Annotated in this window: 19 protein-coding genes; 10 read left to right on the top strand and 9 right to left on the bottom strand. The window is 70.0% G+C overall.

The features are described 5' to 3' along the window. Nucleotides 1-4 precede the first annotated feature (4 nt). Nucleotides 5-1,372 (bottom strand): Hsp70 family protein, encoded by a 1,368-nt coding sequence (locus AC07EQ_RS33410; protein WP_478391822.1) that lies wholly within the window; start codon nucleotides 1,370-1,372, stop codon nucleotides 5-7. 286 nt (nucleotides 1,373-1,658) lie between these two features. Here AC07EQ_RS33410 and AC07EQ_RS33405 point away from each other — a divergent pair, with 286 nt between their 5' ends. From AC07EQ_RS33405 to AC07EQ_RS33385, 5 genes are all read left to right on the top strand, one after another. Further along, nucleotides 1,659-2,903 (top strand): IniB N-terminal domain-containing protein, encoded by a 1,245-nt coding sequence (locus AC07EQ_RS33405; protein ID WP_478391821.1) that lies wholly within the window; start codon nucleotides 1,659-1,661, stop codon nucleotides 2,901-2,903. Nucleotides 2,904-3,066: 163 nt separating this feature from the next. Further along, entirely contained in the window at nucleotides 3,067-4,872 is a 1,806-nt protein-coding gene (locus tag AC07EQ_RS33400; protein WP_478391820.1) for a dynamin family protein, read from the top strand. Further along, the gene (locus AC07EQ_RS33395) at nucleotides 4,869-6,599 is read left to right on the top strand and encodes a proline-rich domain-containing protein (protein ID WP_478391819.1); all 1,731 of its coding nucleotides are present in this window, start codon (nucleotides 4,869-4,871) and stop codon (nucleotides 6,597-6,599) included. Before AC07EQ_RS33400 ends, AC07EQ_RS33395 begins: the two co-directional genes overlap by 4 nt. A 334-nt stretch (nucleotides 6,600-6,933) precedes the next feature. Next, entirely contained in the window at nucleotides 6,934-7,770 is an 837-nt protein-coding gene (locus tag AC07EQ_RS33390; protein ID WP_478391818.1) for a CU044_5270 family protein, read from the top strand. 199 nt (nucleotides 7,771-7,969) lie between these two features. Further along, nucleotides 7,970-8,752: a L,D-transpeptidase family protein gene (locus AC07EQ_RS33385; protein WP_478391817.1), complete on the top strand. Its 783-nt coding sequence runs from the start codon at nucleotides 7,970-7,972 to the stop codon at nucleotides 8,750-8,752. 157 nt (nucleotides 8,753-8,909) lie between these two features. On the opposite strand, the gene AC07EQ_RS33380 is transcribed toward AC07EQ_RS33385, so the two are convergent. The 5 genes from AC07EQ_RS33380 to AC07EQ_RS33360 all read right to left on the bottom strand — a co-directional run bounded on the left by AC07EQ_RS33380 (nucleotide 8,910) and on the right by AC07EQ_RS33360 (nucleotide 14,122). Beyond that, complete coding sequence (locus AC07EQ_RS33380) at nucleotides 8,910-9,395, bottom strand: Fur family transcriptional regulator (RefSeq protein ID WP_478391816.1); 486 nt, start codon at nucleotides 9,393-9,395, stop codon at nucleotides 8,910-8,912. Between the two features lie 133 nt (nucleotides 9,396-9,528). Then, a complete protein-coding gene (locus AC07EQ_RS33375) occupies nucleotides 9,529-11,004 on the bottom strand; it encodes a gluconokinase (RefSeq protein ID WP_478391815.1) in 1,476 nt (491 codons plus the stop codon). A gap of 56 nt (nucleotides 11,005-11,060) precedes the next feature. After that, nucleotides 11,061-11,639, bottom strand: a complete 579-nt coding sequence (locus AC07EQ_RS33370) for a Uma2 family endonuclease (protein ID WP_478391814.1) — start codon at nucleotides 11,637-11,639, stop codon at nucleotides 11,061-11,063. Between the two features lie 153 nt (nucleotides 11,640-11,792). After that, on the bottom strand, nucleotides 11,793-12,857 hold the full coding sequence (locus AC07EQ_RS33365) for an aspartate-semialdehyde dehydrogenase (RefSeq protein ID WP_478391813.1): 1,065 nt from the start codon (nucleotides 12,855-12,857) through the stop codon (nucleotides 11,793-11,795). Next, a complete protein-coding gene (locus AC07EQ_RS33360) occupies nucleotides 12,857-14,122 on the bottom strand; it encodes an aspartate kinase (RefSeq protein ID WP_093267339.1) in 1,266 nt (421 codons plus the stop codon). The genes AC07EQ_RS33365 and AC07EQ_RS33360 overlap by 1 nt, the downstream gene beginning before the upstream one ends. A 428-nt stretch (nucleotides 14,123-14,550) precedes the next feature. Between AC07EQ_RS33360 and AC07EQ_RS33355 the strand changes: the two genes are divergently transcribed. Together AC07EQ_RS33355 and AC07EQ_RS33350 are read left to right on the top strand one after the other, a co-directional pair. Further along, on the top strand, nucleotides 14,551-15,639 hold the full coding sequence (locus AC07EQ_RS33355) for a hypothetical protein (protein WP_478391812.1): 1,089 nt from the start codon (nucleotides 14,551-14,553) through the stop codon (nucleotides 15,637-15,639). A 55-nt stretch (nucleotides 15,640-15,694) separates the two neighbouring features. Then, complete coding sequence (locus tag AC07EQ_RS33350; protein WP_478391811.1) at nucleotides 15,695-16,318, top strand: nitroreductase family protein; 624 nt, start codon at nucleotides 15,695-15,697, stop codon at nucleotides 16,316-16,318. A 183-nt stretch (nucleotides 16,319-16,501) separates the two neighbouring features. Here AC07EQ_RS33350 and AC07EQ_RS33345 read toward each other — a convergent pair whose 3' ends face one another. Next, nucleotides 16,502-17,536: an alpha/beta hydrolase family protein gene (locus tag AC07EQ_RS33345; RefSeq protein ID WP_478391810.1), complete on the bottom strand. Its 1,035-nt coding sequence runs from the start codon at nucleotides 17,534-17,536 to the stop codon at nucleotides 16,502-16,504. Nucleotides 17,537-17,650: 114 nt separating this feature from the next. Between AC07EQ_RS33345 and AC07EQ_RS33340 the strand changes: the two genes are divergently transcribed. Then, on the top strand, nucleotides 17,651-18,580 hold the full coding sequence (locus tag AC07EQ_RS33340) for a LysR family transcriptional regulator (RefSeq protein WP_478391809.1): 930 nt from the start codon (nucleotides 17,651-17,653) through the stop codon (nucleotides 18,578-18,580). Between the two features lie 125 nt (nucleotides 18,581-18,705). Here the strand turns inward: AC07EQ_RS33340 and AC07EQ_RS33335 are convergent, their stop codons facing one another. After that, nucleotides 18,706-18,954, bottom strand: a complete 249-nt coding sequence (locus AC07EQ_RS33335) for a DUF3817 domain-containing protein (protein WP_478391808.1) — start codon at nucleotides 18,952-18,954, stop codon at nucleotides 18,706-18,708. A gap of 5 nt (nucleotides 18,955-18,959) precedes the next feature. Beyond that, entirely contained in the window at nucleotides 18,960-19,403 is a 444-nt protein-coding gene (locus tag AC07EQ_RS33330; protein WP_478391807.1) for a hypothetical protein, read from the bottom strand. A gap of 74 nt (nucleotides 19,404-19,477) precedes the next feature. On the opposite strand from AC07EQ_RS33330, the gene AC07EQ_RS33325 reads away from it, so the two are divergent. After that, nucleotides 19,478-19,810 (top strand): PadR family transcriptional regulator, encoded by a 333-nt coding sequence (locus tag AC07EQ_RS33325; RefSeq protein ID WP_132479018.1) that lies wholly within the window; start codon nucleotides 19,478-19,480, stop codon nucleotides 19,808-19,810. Continuing rightward, nucleotides 19,807-20,451: a permease prefix domain 1-containing protein gene (locus AC07EQ_RS33320; protein WP_478391806.1), complete on the top strand. Its 645-nt coding sequence runs from the start codon at nucleotides 19,807-19,809 to the stop codon at nucleotides 20,449-20,451. The genes AC07EQ_RS33325 and AC07EQ_RS33320 overlap by 4 nt, the downstream gene beginning before the upstream one ends. Nucleotides 20,452-20,655: the final 204 nt, after the last annotated feature.

The raw sequence follows: 20,655 nt of genomic DNA, 5'->3' as shown, positions 1-20,655 counted from the left end.
CGGGTCACTGGCGCATGTGCTGGATCGCGCTGAGGACGCCGCCGAGCGGCGCGTTGTTGGGCAGGAAGTAGGTGAGCAGCAGCCCGCCGATGATCAGCACGGCGGCGATCGACAGTTTAATGATCTTGATCCGCCGCGCCCGGTCCTCGTCCGGCGGTTCCAACGGCAGCGGCTCCACGTCGACCGGCGGGCGCGGCGCCTCCACCGGTTCCGCGTCGTCGTCGAACGACTCCTCGGGGCCCTCGATGCGCATCAGCACGCTTGTCTCGGCCACCGAACCCTGGTCGGTGTCGGTGGAAAGCACCTGCACCGCCGCCAGCGCCGCCCCGCCGGCCGCGGCCAGTTCGGGGGCGACGTCGACCTGCGGCGGCAGCTGCAACCGCTCGGCCACCAGCTGCTTCAGCAGCGGCGTGCGCGCGGTTCCGCCCGCCAGCACGACGGAATCGAGGTCGTCCGGCGACAGCGTCGCCGACTGCACCGCCTGCAGGATCAGCTCGGGAACCCGCTCCAGGTGCGGCCGGGCGAGCTGCTCGTACCGGGAGCGGGACAATGCGAATTCCGTGCGCAGACCGGGCAATTCCACCCGCAGCTGCACGCCGGGCTGGTGCGACAGCGCTTCCTTCGCCCGGACGCACTCCGCGCGCAGGTGCGCGAGGGCGGCCCGCTGGTTGAGATCGGCTAGGTCCAGCGCGTCCAGCCGGTCGCCGAACTCGGCGCGCACGGCGGCGAAGATCTCGTCGTCCAGGTCCTGGCCGCTGGGGTGGTCGGCGTTCAGCGGCGACCCGACCACCTCGAACCCGCGCTCGCGCCGCCGCAGCACCGTCGCGTCGAAGCCGCTGCCGCCGACGTTGCCGATGACGATCGGCTCGTGCTCGGCGACCTGCTGCTTGGCGGCGTAGTCCAGGGCGACGGCCATCGGCTCGGCCACCAGCGTCACGTCGGTCAGCCCGAGCTGGACCAGCGCCTGGTGGACGAGCCGGGTGCGGTGCGGGCCCCAGGTGGCGCTGTGCGCGATGGCGATGTGCTCGGCGGGATGCCCCTGCCGGTGGGCGACCGCGTCGGCCACCCACTCCACCATCGTCGCGACCAGCCGCTGCGCCGGGATGAACTCGCTGCCCACCAGCAGCGGCAGGTCGTCCCCGAGCCGCCCGGTGAAGCCCCGGGCGACCCATTCGTGGTGGGTGATCTCCTGCCGTTGGGCGGCTTCACCAGCCACGAACGAGCCGTCCTGCACCTTGCACAGCACCGTCGGCACCACCGGCCCGGTCGCCAGCGGGACCGGCACGGCCGCCGCCCACCGGCTGCCGTCTCGGCGGGCGATGGCGGCCGTGGTCGCCGTCGCGCCTAGATGAATGCCCAGGACGTAAGGCATGCAATCCCTTCGTGTTACCGAATCGACCACCATCGGGCGATGCCCGTCGTGGCCCAGGGTGGACACAATTTAGCGCGTACTCGGTTACTCACAGGTGCCGGATGCCCCAACCTATCCCCCAATGGGTCACCTACTGGATCCCCTAATAGAGGTTCGGATAACTAGGAGTCGTACCCGATGGCTAGGGGGCCCCGTCGCCCTAACGTGATCAACCAGGGGAGTGAGGGACACGCCACCTCACTCGGACACCCAGCCGAGTAACCGCTGAGCATCGGGAGGCCCAACGATGGTGAACCCTCAGCACGCGGCCGAGCCCTCCACTCCCGACCCGGGGACGCACTCCACCACCGGCCCGTCGGACGAGCCGACGCTGCACGAGTTCCTCACGCGCCTCGTCAGCGACCCGGCAGCCCGATCGGCCTTCGACTCTGATCCGCAAGCCACGCTGGATCAGGCCGGCCTCGGGGGCATGACCGCGACGGACGTACTGCAAGCCACGTCACTGGTCCTCGACTACGCGCCGGTCGAGGTCGTGACCGAGTACGACCGCTCACTCCAGAGCAGCGTCGAGAAGTTCGCTGCGAGCACCCAACACGTCGCGATCAACCAACTGCATCCCGCACATCCGAACGAGCAGGAAGATCTGAGCATGCTGAAGAACCCCGCCCCCGCCGAAGACTTCGGTAAGAACGGCGACGTCGAGCCCACCATCCCGGCCGTCCCGGCGACCCCGGCTCCGTCGAACAACGTCGACATCGACGTGCGCGAGAACCACACCGACTCGCACAACTTCATCAGCATCCACGACATCGCCAGCGGCAACGACATCGCCAACGGCAACATCGTGGGCAGCGTCGTGGGCAACACCGTCGGTCAGGTCGGCGACAGCCTCGCCCTGGGCGACGTCACCAACGTGGTGGGCAACACCGTCAGCGAGGTCAACCAGACCGCGACGCACGTCTTCGACACCAGCGTCGACCTGACCGCGGGTGCCGCCACCGTCGTGCACGGCGACGTCACCAACGTGGTCGACAACTCGACCAACATCGACGTCCTCAACGTCGTGAACGAGGCCCCGGTCGTCGGCGACATCGCCAACAACGTCACCAACGTGCTGGGCGACGTGACCACCAACGTGAGCAACGGCGACCTGACCTCGGTCGTCACCAACGCTCCGGTCGTGGGCAACGTGGTCGGCGACGTCACCTCGGTCGCCACCAACATCCCGGTCGCCGGTGACCTGGTCTCCAACGTCGCCGGTGGCGACGTCACCAACGTGACCGACAGCGTGACCGGCGTCGTGGGCGACGTCCCGGTCGTCGGCGGCGTCGTTGAAGGCGTCGTCGGTGGCGTCGCCGGTGGCGACGTCTCCGCCCTGCCGGTCGACGACGTGACCTCGGCCCTGCCGGTCGACGACGTGACCTCCGCCCTGCCGCTGCCGGCCCCGCAGGACCTGCCGGTCGTCGGCGACGTCGCCGGTGGCGCTCTCGACACCGTGACCAGCGCCCTGCCGCTGGACGGCGTGCTCTGAACGCAGTGAGCAACTGAATGCCGGGATCCGCGATTCGCGGATCCCGGCATTCTTCGCCTTTCGCTCGGAAAACTTGCACTTTTGGTACTCCCGGTGCACGCCTGGGATGTGAGTTCAGCCGTTTGGGTTTCTCTATTCGCCGCGGCACGCCACAATCGACGCCGTGATCGAGACGGCGTTGGTGGAACTGATCGATCGCGCGACTGCGGAATGTGCCGAGCAGCAACGCGCTGATCTGCACGGAAGGCTGCGGCAAATCCGCACCCGCGTGCTCGACCCGACGCAGCTCGTGCTGGTCGTCGGTGAGTCGAAGCAGGGCAAGAGCGCCCTGGTCAACGCCATCGTGAACGCGTCCGTGTGCGCCTCCGGTGACGACGTCACCACCGTCGTGCCCACCCTCGTCCGGTACTCCGACGAGCCGTCCGCCCTGCTCATCGAGCACGAGGCGACGCGCGGCCCGGCCGCCCTGGATCGCGTGCCGGTGCCGATAGAGCAGGTCGGCGAGCAGCTGGATCGCGCCCTCGCGCTCGGGCGCCCGGTCACCCGCGGCGAGATCGGCATCCCCCGCGCCGTGCTGCAGAACGGCCTCGCGCTGATGGACACGCCGGGCGTCGGCAGCGTGTCCTCGTCGCTGACGGCCACCACGCTCTCCGTCGTCGCCGAGGCCGACGCGCTGCTGATGGTCTCCGACGCCACCCAGGAACTGACCACCAACGAGCTGACGTTCCTCAAGCAGGCCACCGCGCTGTGCCCGAACGTCGCGCTGGTGCTGCCGAAGATCGACCGCACGCCGCACTGGCGGAAAGTCCTCGAAGTCAACCGGAAACACCTGGAGAACGCCGGGATAGCGGCCAAGATCTTCCCGGTTTCGGCCAACATCCGGATGCACGCGATGCAGGCCAGGGACGCCAACCTCAACGCCGAATCCGGATTCCCGCCGCTGCTGGAATTCCTCAAGGAGATGGCGGGCAAGCACGACAACATGACCCGGCGCCTGGTGGCGCACAACGTTTCCGAGGCGCTGACCCAGGTCAACGACGCGCTGCGCGCCGAGCTGGCGGCGCAGAACCCGCGCACCGCGGCCGAAACCCTGATCGAGCTGGAGACCGCGCAGCACCGCGCCGAAGACCTCCGGCGCGTCTCGGCCCGTTGGCAGAAGGCGCTCAACGACGGCGTTTCCGAGCTGTACACCGACATCGAGTTCGACTTCCGGGAACGCAGCTGGGCGGTGTTGCACCAGGTCAACGAGGCCTTCGAAACCGCGGACCCGCTGGAGGTCTGGGACGAGTTCCTCGACTGGCTCGAGGCGCGGCTCACCGACGCGATCGTCGAAACCTTCGAGTGGCTGGACCTCCGGCAGGCCCGGCTCGCCGAGCAGGTCGCCAACGAGATGCTCGCCGAACACGGGCGCAACCTGCCCGCCCTGACGGAGCTCCAGCAGCCGGAACCGCTGGGCGAGGTTCCCGAGCCGAAGCTGCCGCCCGGCTCGGAGTACAAGCGCTTCGACCAGTTCCTCACCGGTCTTCGCGGGTCCTACGGCGGCGTGCTGATGTTCGGCCTGATCACCTCGGCGTTCCTGCCGCTGATCAACGTGGTGTCGATCTCGGCGGGCGTGCTGCTGGGCCTCAAGAGCCTCGGCGAGGACAAGGACCTGCGGCTGCGCCGCCGCCAGGCCGAGGCCAAGGCCGCCGTGCAGCGCTACGTGGAGCAGGTCATCTTCCACGTGAACAAGGAGGCCAGGGACGCCATTCGCGGCGTCCACCGGGGCCTGCACTCGCACTACATGCAGATCACCGAAGATGCCCAGATGGAGATCAGCCGGGCCATCCAGGAGATCAAGCGATCGGCGGAGCGCAGCGCGGTCGACCGCGACCAGCGCGCCAGGGAGATCCGGCAGAAGCTGGAAGAACTCGCGGTGCTGCAGCGGCGCGCGACGATGCTGACGCAGAACCGGATCACCGCGGCATGAGCGGCGATCCCCTGCTGGAACGCGCCCGGGCGCTGCTGATCCGCACCATGACCTTCTACCGGGACGATCCGCGCACCTCGACGTGGCTGCGCGGCCGGCTGGAGAGGCTGGACCAGCCGCTGCGCATCGCAGTCGGCGGGCGGGTGAAGGCGGGCAAGTCGACGCTGATCAACGCGCTGGTCGGCGCTGAGCTCGCGCCCACCGACGCCGAGGAGCGCACCCAGGTCAGCACCTTCTACCAGTACGGGCCGGAGCCGAAGATCCTGGTGCACACCCCGCACGGCGCGGTGCAGAACGTGCCGGTGACCACTTTGGACACCGGCACCATCCGCGACCTGCAGCACTGGCGGCCGGACGAGGTGTCCCGGCTGGTCATCGAGTCGCCGACGCCGGGGCTGCAGGCGATCACGCTGATCGAAACGCCCGGCGTCGCGTCCGCGGCGGTGCAGGAGACGGGCCGCTCCGCGCTCGCGCAGATCCTGTCCGAGGCGGACGCGGTGCTGTACCTGACGCGGTACCCGCGGCAGACGGACCTGCAGTTCCTCCAGTCCGTCAACGAATTGCAGACCGCCCGGTGCGTGCCGATCAACACGATCGTCGCGTTCTCGCGCGCCGACGAGACGGGCAGCGGCGGCGCGGAGGCGCTCGAAGCCGCCGAGCGGATCGCCGACCGCTACCGCAACGACCCCACGCTGCGTTCGTTCGCGCAGCACTTGATCCCGGTGATCGGGCTGCTCGGGCAGGCCGTGGCGACGATGACCGACGACGACTTCCTGGCGCTGCACAACGTTGCGCGGCTCCCCCAGAACGACCAGGACGCGCTGCTGCTTTCGGCGGATCGATTCATCAACAGCACCATGGAATCGACGCCGGGACCGGCCAGGCAGCGCCTCCTCGAACGGTTCGGCCACTACGGCGTCGTGCGGGCGTTGACGCTGATCCGCAGCGGCGTGACGGAGCGGAAGAAGCTGCAGTCGGCACTGCTCGACGAGAGCGGCCTGAACCTGCTGCAGGAGACCGTGCACCAGCAGTTCGTGGAGCGGCAGGACGCGTTGCGCGCGCGGTCGGCGTTGCTGGCCGTCGACATGGTGCTGCGCGCGAATCCCCGTCCCGGCGTGCAGCAGTTGCGAGGCGAGTTCGAGCGGCTGCTGGCGAACGCGCACGAGTGGAACGAGCTGCGGCTGCTGTCGGCGCTGGATTCCGGGCAGGTGCGGTTCGCCCGTCCGCTGCAGGCGGAAGCGAAGCGGCTGCTGGGAGCGTTCGGCAGCGCGCCGCACGCGCGGCTCGGCCGGGACGAGACGGCCCTGGCCGTGGATCTGGCCGACGAAGCGGCCGCGGCGCTGTCGCGCTGGCGGGAGCAGGCGGTGAATCCGCTGCACGACCGGCCGCACCGCGACGCGGTCCGCACGGTACTGCGCAGCTGCGAACGGCTGATCCTCCACCAGGCCCACAGCCCGCAACAGCCGCAAACCCCGCAACAGCCGCAGGGCTCGCAGCAGCCGCAGGGCTCGCAGCACCAGCAGAATCCTCAACGCCAGCAATCCGCCCGCGGTCAGCATGGCTCTTCGGGTCAGCAGGGTTCCCCTGGCGCGCACGGCGCTTCGGCACAGCGCGGCGCTCACTCGCAACCGGGCCCCCAGCGCCCGCAGCAAGGGCACCCGCAGCGGCACCACCACCCGCAACCCGGCCAGCCCCAGAACGCCCCGGGAGCCCACGCTCGCGATTGACCACAATCCATTGTGGACATGTCGCGCGCACCCGCTTTCACGGTGCCCAGATTCCCTCGGGCCGCGGCACGATCTGCCGCGAGTCTTTCGAGTCGCCCTGCTCGCCCCACCACGGAGCCTCCCCGTGCGGCAGGCGGCTACGACTCGCGATGCCGCCTGCCGCATCAAGCGTGAACCAGATGTCGATTCCGTGCGGACAACGAGGTGTACCTGATCGGATCGAGGAGGACGGTCTACGGACTCGCCAGCGCGTTCGGCCGGCGGAGTCTCGACCTGCCAAGTCGATCGGATTGCGAAACGCCAGTTGACTCGCAGACCTCCATGGAGGCAGTTCATGACGAAATTCGACGAGACGCAGCCGACCCGCGAACTCGCACCGGCACACGACCAACCGGAACGATCCCGCGACGCGCCCGCCGCGGTGGGACAGCGCCGACCGCTGCGCCGGATGGTATGGCCGGGCACGGCTGCGGTTGGTATCGCCGCCGCGATCTCCGGCGTGCTCACGCTCGCTCCGTTCGGGGAGAGCGACGGGGGCACCCCGACGGCGAACGCCGAATCGGCGCTGGTCACCACAGCATCGGATCTCCCGGACCACCCGCCGCGGCCCGATCAGTTCGTCTACACGAAGTCCCAGAGCGCCGCCGGAATCCGCGAGACGTGGCTGTCCGCGGACGGGACGCGTGACGGCCTCATCGTGCAGTACGGCGGGGAAACCGAGCTGGAGGTGCCCCGCTGCGGGGACAGCAAGACCTCCACCCCCGCATCCGAGGAGACCGGATATTGCTCGCCGGTTCCCGGGCACATCTACGCCCTGCCGACCGACGCCGCCGGAATGCTGGACTACCTGAAGGAGCGCAGCTCCGACCCCGACAGTGCGTGGCTCATCGGCGAGGAGATCCGCGACATCGTCGCCGAGTCGTACGTACGACCGGAGTCGAGGGCGGCCGTGTTCGAGGCTGCGACCAAGGTCCCCGGCATCTCCGTGGTCAAGGACGCGAAGGACGCGATCGGCAGGACCGGTGTCGGCATCTCGTTCCCGAAGCCCGACGGTGAGGAGATGACCCAGGCGGTCCTGGTTTTCGACCCGAACACCTACGCCTACCTCGGCTCGGACTTCGCAGCACAGATGGAGATCGCGATCGTGGACCAGGTCAGGCAGCGCCCCTGACCCGACTCGGCGGCGATTCTTCGAGCAGCACCGTCCACTGGTGGCCAAAACGACCTTCCACCTCAGGTAAGGCAGTTCGCCACAACCGCTCGGCCCGCATTCCAGTGGGTCGAGCGGTTGTCCTGGCTCGACCGTTCCGCGAAGTGCGACGAGATCGCCTGCACGGGAAGATCCAACATCGAAACACTCGGAGTTCACCATGCGCAGAACATTGTTGTGGGCGGTTGCCGCCGCCACGACGGCCGGTTTGTTCGCCGGTTCTGGTTCTGCTGGGGCGGAAAGCCCGCAGACTCCGTTGCCGCACGAACGCGGCAACGAAGACGTCGTCACGGCCGTGGCGGCCGCTGTTGCCGGTTTGTTCGCCGGTTCTGGTTCTGCCACAGCGGAAAGCACGCAGCTCCCGTTGCCCTACGAGAGCGACGCGGAGCAGGTCGTCACGGTCGTGGCCGCCACCCCGGATGCCACCACCGCGACGCTCACCGGCTGGCGTCGCACGCCCACCGGCTGGCGAGCGGAAGTCGGCCCGGTGACCGCCTCGGTCGGGGCCAAAGGCGTCGGGCAGGGACGCGAAGGGATCGCGCGGACACCGGCCGGTGTGTGGACGCTGACCGAGGCGTTCGGCATCCAGCCGAACGACGGGACCCGGCTGCCCTACCGCCAGGTCGACGACCTGGACTGGTGGGTCGGAGACTCGGCGTCTCCGCTGTACAACAACCACTACCGGTGCGCACCGGGCACCTGCCCGTTCAACGAGTCGGTCAGCGAGCACCTCATCAAGATCGGCCCGGTCTACGACCACGCGGTGGTGCTCGACTACAACCGGCAGCCAGCGGTGCCCGGCGCCGGGTCGGCGTTCTTCCTACACATCGCCAACGGCCAGCCCACGGCGGGCTGCGTGGCGATTCCGGCCGAGGACCTGCGCGCCCTGATGGCGTGGCTCGACCCGGCACAACGCCCTGTGATCAACATCGGCGTCGCCTGACGCCAAGCCGTGGAGGCTTCGTGGTTCGGGTTGGAGCGAACGGCCTGTCCGCCTCGGTAGAGCAGGCGAACAGGGCCGTTCGCTCCACCTCGCTCGGCTGGTGCGCTGGCCGTCGGACAGCGCGCCATCGTGGGTCGTGCCGAACTCACGATCGTCCCTACTGGTGGTGGCTGAGGTCCTCCGTCACGAATGCCGAGGATCGGCAGTCCGGGCAGTAGCCCCAGAACACGACTTCCGCCTCGTCCACCTCGTAGCCCGACGTGGACGACGGCGTCAGGCAGGGCGCGGCACCGTGGACGCAGTCCACGTCCTCGGTTCGGCCGCAGTTGCGACACACCAGGTGGTGATGGTTGTCGGCGGTCCGGGTCTCGAAGCGCGCCGGGTGGCCTGCGGGCTCGATCCTGCGCAGCAGCCCGGCGTTGCTGCACGCGTTGAGCACGTCGTAGACGGCCTGCGTGGACACCGAACCCAGCTGCCGCCGCACCGCGGTCGCCACCTGGTCGGCCGTCGCGTGCGGGTGACCGCCCAGCCACCGCAGCACGGCGAGTCGTGGTCTGGTGACCCGGAGCCCGGCGGCGCGCAACCGCTCGCGCGGGTCGTCCGCGCTGGTGGCGTGGTTGCTCTCGGCCGCGCTGAGGGTCATAGCGAGGCCCAGTATGCCACCGAAAAATTGGTCTGAACCAGAACTGAACCCGGTTGGTGCTCCGGATTGCTGCACCCGGCCCACCAGCTGCGACCGGTTGGCTCAACCGATCGGCGGTTCCGACCGGCGTCGGTCAGAGCTCGAAGTCGCGCAGCGTCGCGTGCAGCTGCTCCACCAGCGGTCGGCGGCGGGCCATCTCCCGGGCCGCCGCCGGGTCCGGCGAGACCTTGGTCTCCGGCGTCACCAGCTCGGCGGCGCGCTCCAGCGAGTCGAACTCGCCAAGCGCCCGCCAGCCCAGCAGCACCGCTCCGAGCCCGGACCCGCCGCTACCTTCGGCCAGCTCCAGGTCGATGTCGAGCGCCGCGGCGATGGCATCGGCCCACAACGCGCTGCGGAAGCCGCCGCCGGTGGCCCGCACCGCACGCACCTCGGCCCCGGAATCGACCACCGCGTCCCGCACCAGCGCGAGCTGCTGCGCGACGCCCTCGACCACGGCACGCGTCATCTCGGCGCGGCCGTGCGAGTGCCGCAGCCCGACGAACGAGCCGGTCAGGCCCGGCTCCCACCACGGGGCCCGCTCGCCGAGCAGGTACGGCAGGGCCATCAGCCCGTTCGCCCCCGCCGGCACCGCAGCGGCCTCGTCGAGCAGGTCCGCGACGTCGACCCCGAAGGCCTCCGAGGCCCACTGGGCGACCACCGCGCCGTTGCTCACGGCTCCACCGATCACCCAAAGCCCGTCGCCCATCGCGTAGCTGAACGTCCGGCACCGGTCGTCGACGCCCGGCCGGTCGCGCGTCACCCGCAGCGCCCCGCTGGTGCCGAGCGACAGCGCGGCGACCCCGGGGCTGACCGCCCCGACGCCGAGGTTCGCCAGCGGCCCGTCCCCGCCGCCGAGCACCACCGGCAGCCCCTCCGGCAGGCCGACGGCCTTGGCCACCTGCGACTTCAGCGGCAGCGTGTCGGTCGGCGCGTGGATCTCCGGCAGCTGGTCGGCGCGGATGCCCGCAACCTCCAGCGCCGGCTCGTGCCACCGCAGCGTCGTCATGTCCTGCAAGCCGCTGCCCGAGCTCAGCGAGTACTCGGTGACGAACCCGCCCACGAAGTCGGCGACGACGAAGTCCTTCAGCGCGCACCACCGCACCACGTCACGCGTCAGGTCGGGGCGACTTCCGGTCAGCCAAGCCAGCTTCACCATGACCGACTGGGTGTGCACCGGCGTCCCGGTGGCCCGGTGCAGGGCCGACGAGGTGTCCCAGTCGGACCGCAGCCGCGCCGCCACCTCGGCCGCCTGGGTGTCGGCCCAGTTGAACGACGGCGTAGCCGGTTCGTCGGCCGAGTCGAGCCCGACGACCGTGTGCATCGAGGTGCTGAACGACAGCGCCGCGACCGGGTGGCCGTGCTCCTTCGCCCAGGCCACGCACTCGGCCAGCGCCTCGATCGCCGCGTCCCGGACCTGGACGGCGTCCTGCGTCGCCTCCCCGGGCTCCTCGGTGCGCAGCGGATACCCGCGCTCGGTCTGGTGCAGCACGTGAGCGTCGCTGCCCGCCGCGACGACCTTCGTCGCGGTGGTACCGAGATCGATTCCGAGGACGACCGGAGCATGACTCATGCCCCCAACCTAACCGCCGGATGTAGACCAGTTGGCCGTAGGCGGCGTGCTCGAAGTCACGTGCGCTTTGGGACGATCCGTGTGCCAAGTGCGTCCAGATCGACCCTCAGATCGAAGGGCGCATCGGTCAGGTAAATACCTGATCCGCTGAATTCCTCCTTGTAGAGCCCGTCTACGAGCCGGTGCGCAGCAAGCAGGGGCCGCGATCGGATGTCGAGAATCCAGTAGAACGGGATACCCGCCTCCGCGTATTCGGCGCGCTTGACAAGATTGTCCGCGAGCTGCGAACCAGGCGAGAGCACCTCGACCGCCAGTACCACGTCTTGAGCATGGAACTTTGTTGGCCGTTCCAGCACCCGCTCCAGGCTGAGGACGATCACGTCTGGAATTCGCAGAGTCGGTGGCCACTTCTCAGCGATCACGACTTCGGCCTCGCTTACCGCAGCCCACCCCTGAGGCAGCATCCGGTCAAGAGCGCTGGATAGCCGGGTAAGGACGAACTGGTGGAAACCGGCTGCTTTCGGGGTCACTTGGAGGACGCCTTCCTGAAGCTCGTAGCGCCGCGAGTTGTCCTCAGGGAGCTGGTCGAACTCCTCCAAGGTCAACAGGTGGTCGGGCCAGATCATCACGGACATGCCTCCAATATCGGCCCCATCGAACGCCAGTTTGAGGCGCGCCGGGCACAAACGCACGTTCGAGTGGATGTTCCCTCCTCTGCACCAGCAACAATAAGGGCGCCCTCCCCCGTCTACCAGGAGGAAGGCGCCCTTTCGAACCCGTGGGGGGGCTTACTTCGCGAGGGTTTCGGCGATCTCGTAGGTGTTGAGCGCCGCGCCCTTGCGGAGGTTGTCGCCGCAGACGAAGAAGTCCAGCGTGTTCGGGAAGTCCAGCGCCTGCCGGACCCGGCCCACGTACGTCGGGTCGCCGCCGACCACGCCGGCCGGGGTCGGGAACACGCCGTTGTCGTGGTCGTCCTGCAGGACGATCGTCGGCTGCGCCTCGAACACGCGGTGCGCCTGCTCGACGGTCACCTCACGCTCGAAGGTGGCGTGCACCGCCAGCGAGTGCGTGGTCACCACCGGCACTCGGACGCAGGTCGCGGAGACCTTCAGGTCCGAGATGCCGAGGATCTTGCGGGACTCGTTGCGGACCTTCAGCTCCTCGGAAGTCCAGCCGTCGTCCTTGCGCGAACCGGCCCACGGCACCACGTTGAGCGCCAGCGGCGCCTTGAACGGCGTCTCCTCCGGCAGCCCGGCCGCGGCCAGCGCCTCGGCGACGTCGCCGGCCCGCTGGCCGACGCCCTTGCCCGCCACCGCCGCGATCTCCGCGTACAGCCGGTCGATGCCTTCCTGACCGGCACCGGAGGCGGCCTGGTAGGACGAGACGACCAGTTCGCGGAGGCCGAACTCGCGGTGCAGCGCGCCCAGCGCGGCCATCATCGACAGCGTCGTGCAGTTGGGGTTCGCGATGATCCCCTTCGGGCGCTCGTGCACCTTCTCGGCGTTGACCTCGGGCACCACCAGCGGCACGTCGGGGTCCATCCGGAACGCGCCGGAGTTGTCCACCGCGACGGCGCCGCGCTCGGCGGCCACCGGCGCCCACTGCGCGGATACCTCGTCCGGCACGTCGAACAGCGCGATGTCCACGCCGTCGAACGCCTCCGGGGCGAGCTCCACGACGGTGAGCTCCTGGCCGCGCACGGTGATCTTCTTGCCCGCGGACCGGGCCGAGGCGATCAGCCGGATCTCGCCCCACGGCACCGACTCGCGGTTGTTGATGATGTCGATCATGACGGTGCCGACCGCGCCGGTGGCACCCACGATTGCCAGCGTCGGTGTCTTCTCCTGGGCCATCAGCGACCACTCCCCGCGTACACGACGGCTTCCTCGTCGCTGCCGAGCTCGAACGCGTCGTGCAGGGCGCGCACCGCGTCGTCGAGCTGGGTGTCGCGGATCAGCACCGAGATCCGGATCTCCGAGGTGTTGATGATGTCGATGTTCACCCCGGCGTTGGACAGCGCCTCGCAGAAGGTCGCGGTGACGCCCGGGTGCGACCGCATCCCGGCGCCGACCAGCGAGACCTTGCCGACCTTGTCGTCGTAGACGACCTGCTCGAAGCCGACCTCGTCCTTGATCTTCTCCAGCTCGGTGACGGCCACCTCACCGTTGCTGCGCGCCACCGTGAAGGTGATGTCGGTCAGGCCGGAAGAGGTGCTGGAGACGTTCTGCAGCACCATGTCGATGTCGATCTCGGCGTCCGCGACCACGCGGAAGATCCGGCCCGCGACACCCGGGTTGTCGGGCACACCGCGCACGGTGACCTTGGCCTCCGACCGGTCGTGCGAGACGCCGGTGATCATCGCCTGTTCCACGGAAAGGTCCTCCACTGAGCCGGACACGATCGTTCCGGGCTTGGGTGAGTAGGAAGAGCGGACGTGCAACGGCACGCCGTAGCGGCGGGCGTACTCGACGGCGCGCAGGTGCAGCACCTTCGCGCCGGTCGCCGCCATCTCCAGCATCTCCTCGTAGGTGATCCGCTCGAGGTGCTGGGCGTCGGGCACGATGCGCGGGTCCGCCGTGTACACGCCGTCGACGTCGGTGTAGATCTCGCAGACGTCGGCGTTCATCGCGGCGGCCACCGCGACCGCCGTGGTGTCCGAGCCGCCGCGGCCGAGCGTCGTGATGTCCTTGGTGTCCTGGGAGACGCCCTGGAACCCGGCGATCAGGACGACCTGGCCCTGCTCCAACGCCTCCTGCACCCGGCCGGGGGTGACGTCGATGATCCGCGCGTTCTGGTGCGCCGAGGTCGTGATCACGCCGGCCTGGGAGCCGGAGAACGAGCGCGCCTCCGCGCCGAGGGACTCGATCGCCATCGCGACGAGCGCGTTGGAGATCCGCTCCCCGGCGGTCAGCAGCATGTCGAGTTCCCGCTCCGGCGGCGCCGGATTGACCTGCTTGGCGAGGTCGAGCAGCTCATCGGTGGTGTCGCCCATCGCAGAGCACACGACGACCACGTCGTGGCCCGCCTTGCGGGTCTCCACGATGCGTTCGGCTACCCGTTTGATGCGATCAGCACTTTCGAGTGAGGAACCGCCGTACTTCTGGACGACGAGCGCCACGTGAAACAAACCTCCTCGACCGTGCGGTCGTCCCGGGCGCGGGTTGTCCCCGCACTGACACCGAGTGGACGAAGGAGCACCCCGGCACACCGCGTGGCGGGCCGGAGGGCCCCGCGACCGGGCAGGTGACAGCGTCGGCCCACCGGGCCGAAACGGCCTCCTACCAGGTCGCTCCGCTGCCGGACTAGCCTACCGAACCGGTACCGCCCGACCCCAATCCCAAACGCCGCCACTACCCTGTGGGACGCGATTGTCGACAAGAGCGGAGGACCGGGTTGTCCACCCCTCCAGGAGCGATCGATCCACCTCTGAGTGATGTTGGAAACACCGCGGCTACGCTGCGGAAACAACCGGACTCAGGGTTGCCCGAGTGGCCGCGCCGGGGCTCGCCGCGGCAGCGCCGGATGATCGTCGCTTTCGCCCCTGCTGTGGTTTACCTCGCAATCCGGCTGGTCGGACTGCTGGTGCTGGCGTGGCTGTCCGCCGCGAACGACGAGGCGTTGGTCGACAACCTGCAGGCCTGGGACGGCCACTGGTACCTGGAGATCGCGGCGAACGGGTACGCCGGCGTCGACCCGAGCATGGTCGACGGTTTCGGGAACCGCTATCCCGAGACGCCGATGGCGTTCTTCCCCGGCTATCCGTGGCTGATCACGGCGTTGTCGCTGGTCCCGGGCGTCAGCGTCATCGGTGCCGCGATCACCGCGAGCCTGGCCTGCGGCGTGGGGGCCGCGTACGGGCTGGTCCGGCTGGGTCGCCTGGTCGGCGGCTCGCACCTCGCCGGGTTGCTGCTGGTCGTGCTGTTCGCGGCGGCCCCGATGTCCGTGGTGCTGTCGATGGCGTACTCCGAGGCGCTGTTCTGCGCGTTGGCGATCTGGGCGATGGTCGGGGTCGTCGAGCGGAACTGGCTGCTGGCCGGGCTGTGCTGCGCCGGTGCCGGGCTGGTGCGGCCGACGGCCGCGGCGCTGATCGGGGTCGTCGGGCTGGCCGCGCTGGTCTCGATCGTGCGCCGCCGGGACACCTGGCGCCCGTGGCTGGCGATCGTGCTGGCGCCGGCCGGGATGCTGGCCTACATCGGCTGGGTGGGGCTGCAGACGGACAGCCTCACCGGTTACTTCACGCTCCAGCAGCGGGGCTGGTCGTCGGCGTTCGACGGCGGGCAGGCCACGTTCAAGTTCATGATCGAGGCGCTGACCACGGACAAGTCGGTGCTCGAGACGTTCACGGTGTGGATCGTGCTGGCCGCGCTGGTGCTGCTGGTGCTGTGCGTGCGGCAGCGGATGCCGTGGCCGCTGGTGGCGTTCGCGGCCGCCGTGGTGGTGCTGGACCTGGGTTCGGACGGCTTGATGTACTCCAAGGTCCGCCTGATGCTGCCGGCGTTCCCGCTGCTCATCCCGGTTGCGATCGGGTTGGCGCGGCGCCGGACGACGACCACGGTGACCACTGCGGTGCTGCTGGTGTTCTTCGGGTCGTGGTTCGGCGCCTACTCGCTGACGGCGTGGCAGTACGCGATCTGATGGACATCGGCGCGGGCGGCGGACAGACTCGCCACCAGCGATCCAGGAGGTGCCCGTGACTGCCGAGGACTACACCACCGAGGTTCCGGCGAGCAAGCCCGCCGAGACGTCGGTGCCGCTGCACCCGCTGCTGGCCGAGCGGTGGAGCCCGCGTGCGCTGGACCCGGCCACGACGATCAGCGACCGGCAGTTCACAGCGTTGTTCGAGGCGGCCAGGTGGGCGCCGTCGTGGGGCAACACGCAGCCCGCGCGGTTCATCGCGGCCCGCCGGGGCGAGGCGACCTTCGACCGGATCCACGGCACGTTGTCGCGCGGCAACAAGGGGTGGACCGTCAATGCGGCGGCGCTGGCGATCGGTGTCGCGCGGGTGGTCGACGAGGACGGCGAGCCGATGCCCTACGGCGAGTACGGACTGGCGCTGGCGGCCCAGAACCTCGTGCTGCAGGCCGTCGCGGAGGGCCTTTACGCGCACCAGATGGCCGGGATGGACCGGGACGCCGCGCGCGCCGAGTTCGGCGTGCCCGCCGAGTTCGAGCCGGTGGTCGCGATCGCGGTCGGCGGCTTGGGCACCTTGAACGGCATGCCGGAGCGGCTGCAGGAGAAGGAGCTGCGCCCGCGCATCCGCAAGCCGCTGTCCGAGCTGGTCTTCACCGACATCTGGGGCGAGCCGCTGTTCTGAGCCGCCCTTCGCGCGCCATCTGCCGCGAACTCGACCGCCGGTCTGATGCCCCACCGGGCGTTGCCGCCGCGGGGCGCCGTTTTCGCGCGAAACCGTCGTCCCGCAGGCGTGGGGGGCGCCGGTTTCGCGCGAAAACGGCGCGGAACGAGTTCCCGGACCGCAGCCCGGAGGACTTCGCACGGCTCACCGGCGGAGGTGGTCGGCGAGCCAGTCGGCCGTGTCGGGGAGCCACTTCCAGCGGGTGGTCTCCAGCAGGTGGTTGGCCTCCGGGATCAGGAGGTACTCGGCGTTCGGGGCGTGGCGTGCCAGGGGTTCGGCGTTGGTGACGCCCGGGATCACGTCGAGGCCGCCGTCGATGACCCGCATCGGCTGGACGATGCGCGGGGCGATCTCGGCGGCGTTGATCCTGCGGGCGAAGTCGCGGCCCGCCGCAGCGCTTCCCGTGCGCAACGCGAAGGTGTCCGTCACGTAGGGCGCAAGCCCGTCCCAGTGCAGGGCCGAGGGGCCGCTGATGCTGACCAGCGCGCGGATGCGCGGTTCGTGCGCCGCCGCGAGGGCGCCGAGGTAGCCGCCCATGCTCAGCGCCATCGCAGCAACCCGTTGTCCATCCACATCGGACCGATCGGCGATGGCGTCGAGCACCCGGTGAACCACCTGCTGGTACTCGGGTTCCCAGTGGCTCCGCGTCGCGAGCTCGCCCTGGCCCGGCCCGTCGATGGCGAGGACCGCGACGCCGCGCCGGAGCAGGCTGTCCGCGATCGGCATGAACTCGATCTTCCCGGAGTTCATGCCCGGGATCAGCACGACGACTGGCGCGCGGGTGCCCGCCGGGCGCCGCAGGATTCCGGCGAAGTCGGGGTCGGCGATGTGCTCGGCGGCCGGGTCGGCGCGGCGTTGCGCGTCGGCGGACGCCTTGGCGGCTGCGGCGTGCGCGTCGAGGTCCGGGTTCGGCAGCACGGTGGCGAAGTGGAACCACAGCGCGGCGTCTCGGTACGCCTCCGCCGCCGAAGCGCTCAAGCCCTGCTCATCGGCCTGCTCGGCACGGGCGAGGTGTTCGCGGCCGGCGCGGACGAACGCCGTCGGCCAGTCCCGGATCGACGTGAGCTCGGCGGCCACGGCGTCGTACTGGAACGGGTCGATGCCCGCCGCGATGGCGCGCGGGCGGTTGGCGTCGGCGAAGCCGGGGAGGAGATCCGGCTGGTCGAAGAATGTGTGCACGTCGGCTCCGTCTGGAAGTTCTGCTGCGCCCCAAGCAGACATCGGCCGCGGCGTGACGGTCCAACAGCGATCCGTACGCTGTGACAACCGTTGGTTGTCGTGCGAGGTGAGAGCGTGGATCTTGATCTGGCGCAGGTTCGCGCGTTCGTCGCGGCCGCCCGGGAATCGCACTTCGGGCGAGCCGCCGCGCAGCTCTTCGTCAGCCAGCAGGCGTTGTCGAAGCGGATCGCCCGCCTGGAACGCCAGTTGGGCGTCCGGCTGTTCGACCGCGGCAAACACGGCGTGGTGCTGACCGAGGCCGGACGCCGCTTCCTCGAACCGGCGCAGCAGACCCTTTCCGCCGCCGACTTCGCCGTGGCCGAGGCCCGCCGCGAACAGCGATCGTTGCGGGTCGATGTCTGGGGTCATCTGTACGCCCCGATGCGCACGATCGGGCTCGTCGTCGAGAACGCTCTCGGCGCCGAGCTAGGACTCAGCCGCGATCTGGTGGCTGCGACGACGGCATTGGCGCGCGGCGAGATCGACGCCGGGTTCGGCCGGGTTCCTCCGCTCGGCGAGGAGTTCGAGCACCAGGTGGTGCGCCTCGAACCGGTCGACGCCATCGTCGGCCCGGCTCATCCCCTGGCGGGCGCGGCGGAGCTCCGGCCCGCCGACCTGCGCGGCAGCACGATCTGGTGCCCGGCCGCGCTGGATCGCCTGGACTTTCTCGGACGCTTCACCGTCCACTTCGGACTCGATGCGGAAGCGGCCGGGGTCAACCTGGGGCTGGACCACTTCCTCGACCAGATCCGCGCGGAACCGGAGCGCGTCGCGATCCTGCCCAGCGGCGTCCCGCTGCCGGAGAACGCGCCGCTGAACCGGGTCCGCCTCACCCGGCCCACGCCGCTTTACGCCTGGTCCCTGCTCTGGCGACGGGGCAATCCGAGCCGCTCGCTCGACGCGCTCCGCCGCTCCTGCGCCGAAGCCGCGACCGGACGCGGCTGGCTCGCCTACGACGCCGCGCACCACTGGCTCCCCGACGCCGACCGCGCCGCACTCGACTGAGCGAGATGGCGGCGTTTTCGCGCGAAACCGTCACCTCGCAGGCGTGGAGAGCGCCGGTTTCGCGCGAAAACGCCACCCGACACGCGCGGGCGTGCCGGTTTCGCGCGAGAACGGCGCCGTGCGCGTTAGGGCTGGCGGGTGGTGGAGATTCGCCGTAGGGCTAGGAGGCCTCCGATGGCCGGGATGATGGCGAGCCATCGGGCACTCCGCGGGGCCTGGATGAGGAAGGTCGCCGCGATGGTGACGAGGTAGGCCATGCCGTGGAGCGGGCCGCCGAGCGACGTGATCGCGGACAGGTGCGCGGTGAACAGGTTGAGCAGCAGGATCGCGAGCGAGGCCGCCTCGACGCCGGCCGCGATTCGCAGCGTCAGCACGGCCGTCACGCTCCCGTCGTCGAGCCGGGGCGGACGATCATGAGCACGACGACGATCACCCAGAGCACGTTGAAGATGCCGGTGAGCATGGCCAGCCGGGTCGCCGTGGCGCTCAGGCCTTCGGCCGAGCCGAGCATGCGCCGCTGGGCCGGGAGGATCGCCATCACCAGGATGGCCGCGGCGATCGCCGTCAGCACGATCGAGATGATCAGCCAGGGGTCGGTGAGGACGCCGAGCTGGGCGCCGGTCGCGAGGCCGAAGACCGGGACCGCGATGCCCGCGACGGCGTAGCCGCGGCAGATCCGGTGCAGCAGCTTGGCGATGCCGACGGCGCGGTCGGAGTCGGGCGCTTGCTTGGCGTAGCGCGGGAACATCGAGGCGGCCACGGTGATCGGGCCGATCACCAGCATCGCCGCGAGGACGTGGATGGACAGCAGCAGCTTGGTCACCGCAGACTCCCAAATATGTAGCCTGTCGACATGTTGATTGGCAATATATACACGCCTGTGTAGGCTGCCAACTCATGAGGGTCGATGCGGTGCGAGGGCATCTGGACGGGCTGCTGCTGGCCGTGCTGGAGCACGGGCCGCTGCACGGCTACGCGATCATCACCGAGGTCCAGCAGCGCAGCGGCGGCGCGCTGGAGCTGCGCACCGGGACGATCTACCCGGCGCTGAACCGGCTGGAGCGGCTCGGATTGCTGCGCAGCAGCTGGGAATCCATCGGCGAACGGCGCCGCCGCTGCTACCGGCTCACCGACGCCGGGCGGGGCAACCTGACCAAGGCACGCAAGGCCTGGGACGAGTTCACGGCCACCATCGGCGCGGTCCTCAACCCGTCGCGGGGGACCGCATGAGCGCCGATCCGATCGAGGACTACGCGGCCGAGTTGACGAACGCCCTGCACGGCCCGGCGCGGGCGAAATCCCGGCTGGTCGGCGAGATCCGCGACGGCCTGGTGGACGCGGTGGCGGCCCAGACCGCCGAAGGACTGCCGTACCGGCAGGCCATCGAGCAGGCGGTGCGGGAGTTCGGGACGCCCGGCGAGCTCGCGCCGAGCTGCCAGCAGGAGCTCACCATCGCCCAGACCCGGCACACCGCCCGGGCGCTCATCATCACCGTCGGGTTCCTGATCGTCTGCTGGTACGCGATCTGGACGGCCAGCCACATCCAGGGCTGGCAGCTGCCGCACGCGGTCCAGATGCTGACCGCGATCGCGGCGACCGCCGGAGTCATCGCGGCGGCGACCCTGGCCGCGACCGGGCCGCTCACCCGCTGGCTGCCCGTGCCGGACCGGCTTCCGCTGCTGGTCGGCTGGGCGGGCACCACCGCCAGCGTGGCCATGCCGTTCGCCGGAATCGCGCTCGCCATCGCCTTGCCGCTGGCGACCTCGTGGCCGCTGATCCTGCTCGCGGGCGGGTTCACGGTCGCATCGCACGCGGTGCTGGCGGCGTCGGCCCGGGCCTGCCGCGAGTGCGCCCGCCTACCGATCGGCTGAGCACGGGAACGCGGTGCTGCTTGAGGTCTCGTACCGCCCGTGTGTGCTTTGTGATGGTGGGTTCTTCGTTGTCGGCCGGGCTCGGTGGGCCGACTTCGTTGCCTCCGTTAAGAGTGAGCGGATCGAGCGCTGAGGTATTGGCCTTGCCGCTGCCCCGTGGATCGCGCCCGCCTGCACCACCGGCCCGTGCACCGGAGCCGTCAC

The organism is Saccharopolyspora sp. NPDC045839 (assembly GCF_056431645.1).
This window is presented reverse-complemented; position numbering and strand designations above follow the sequence as displayed.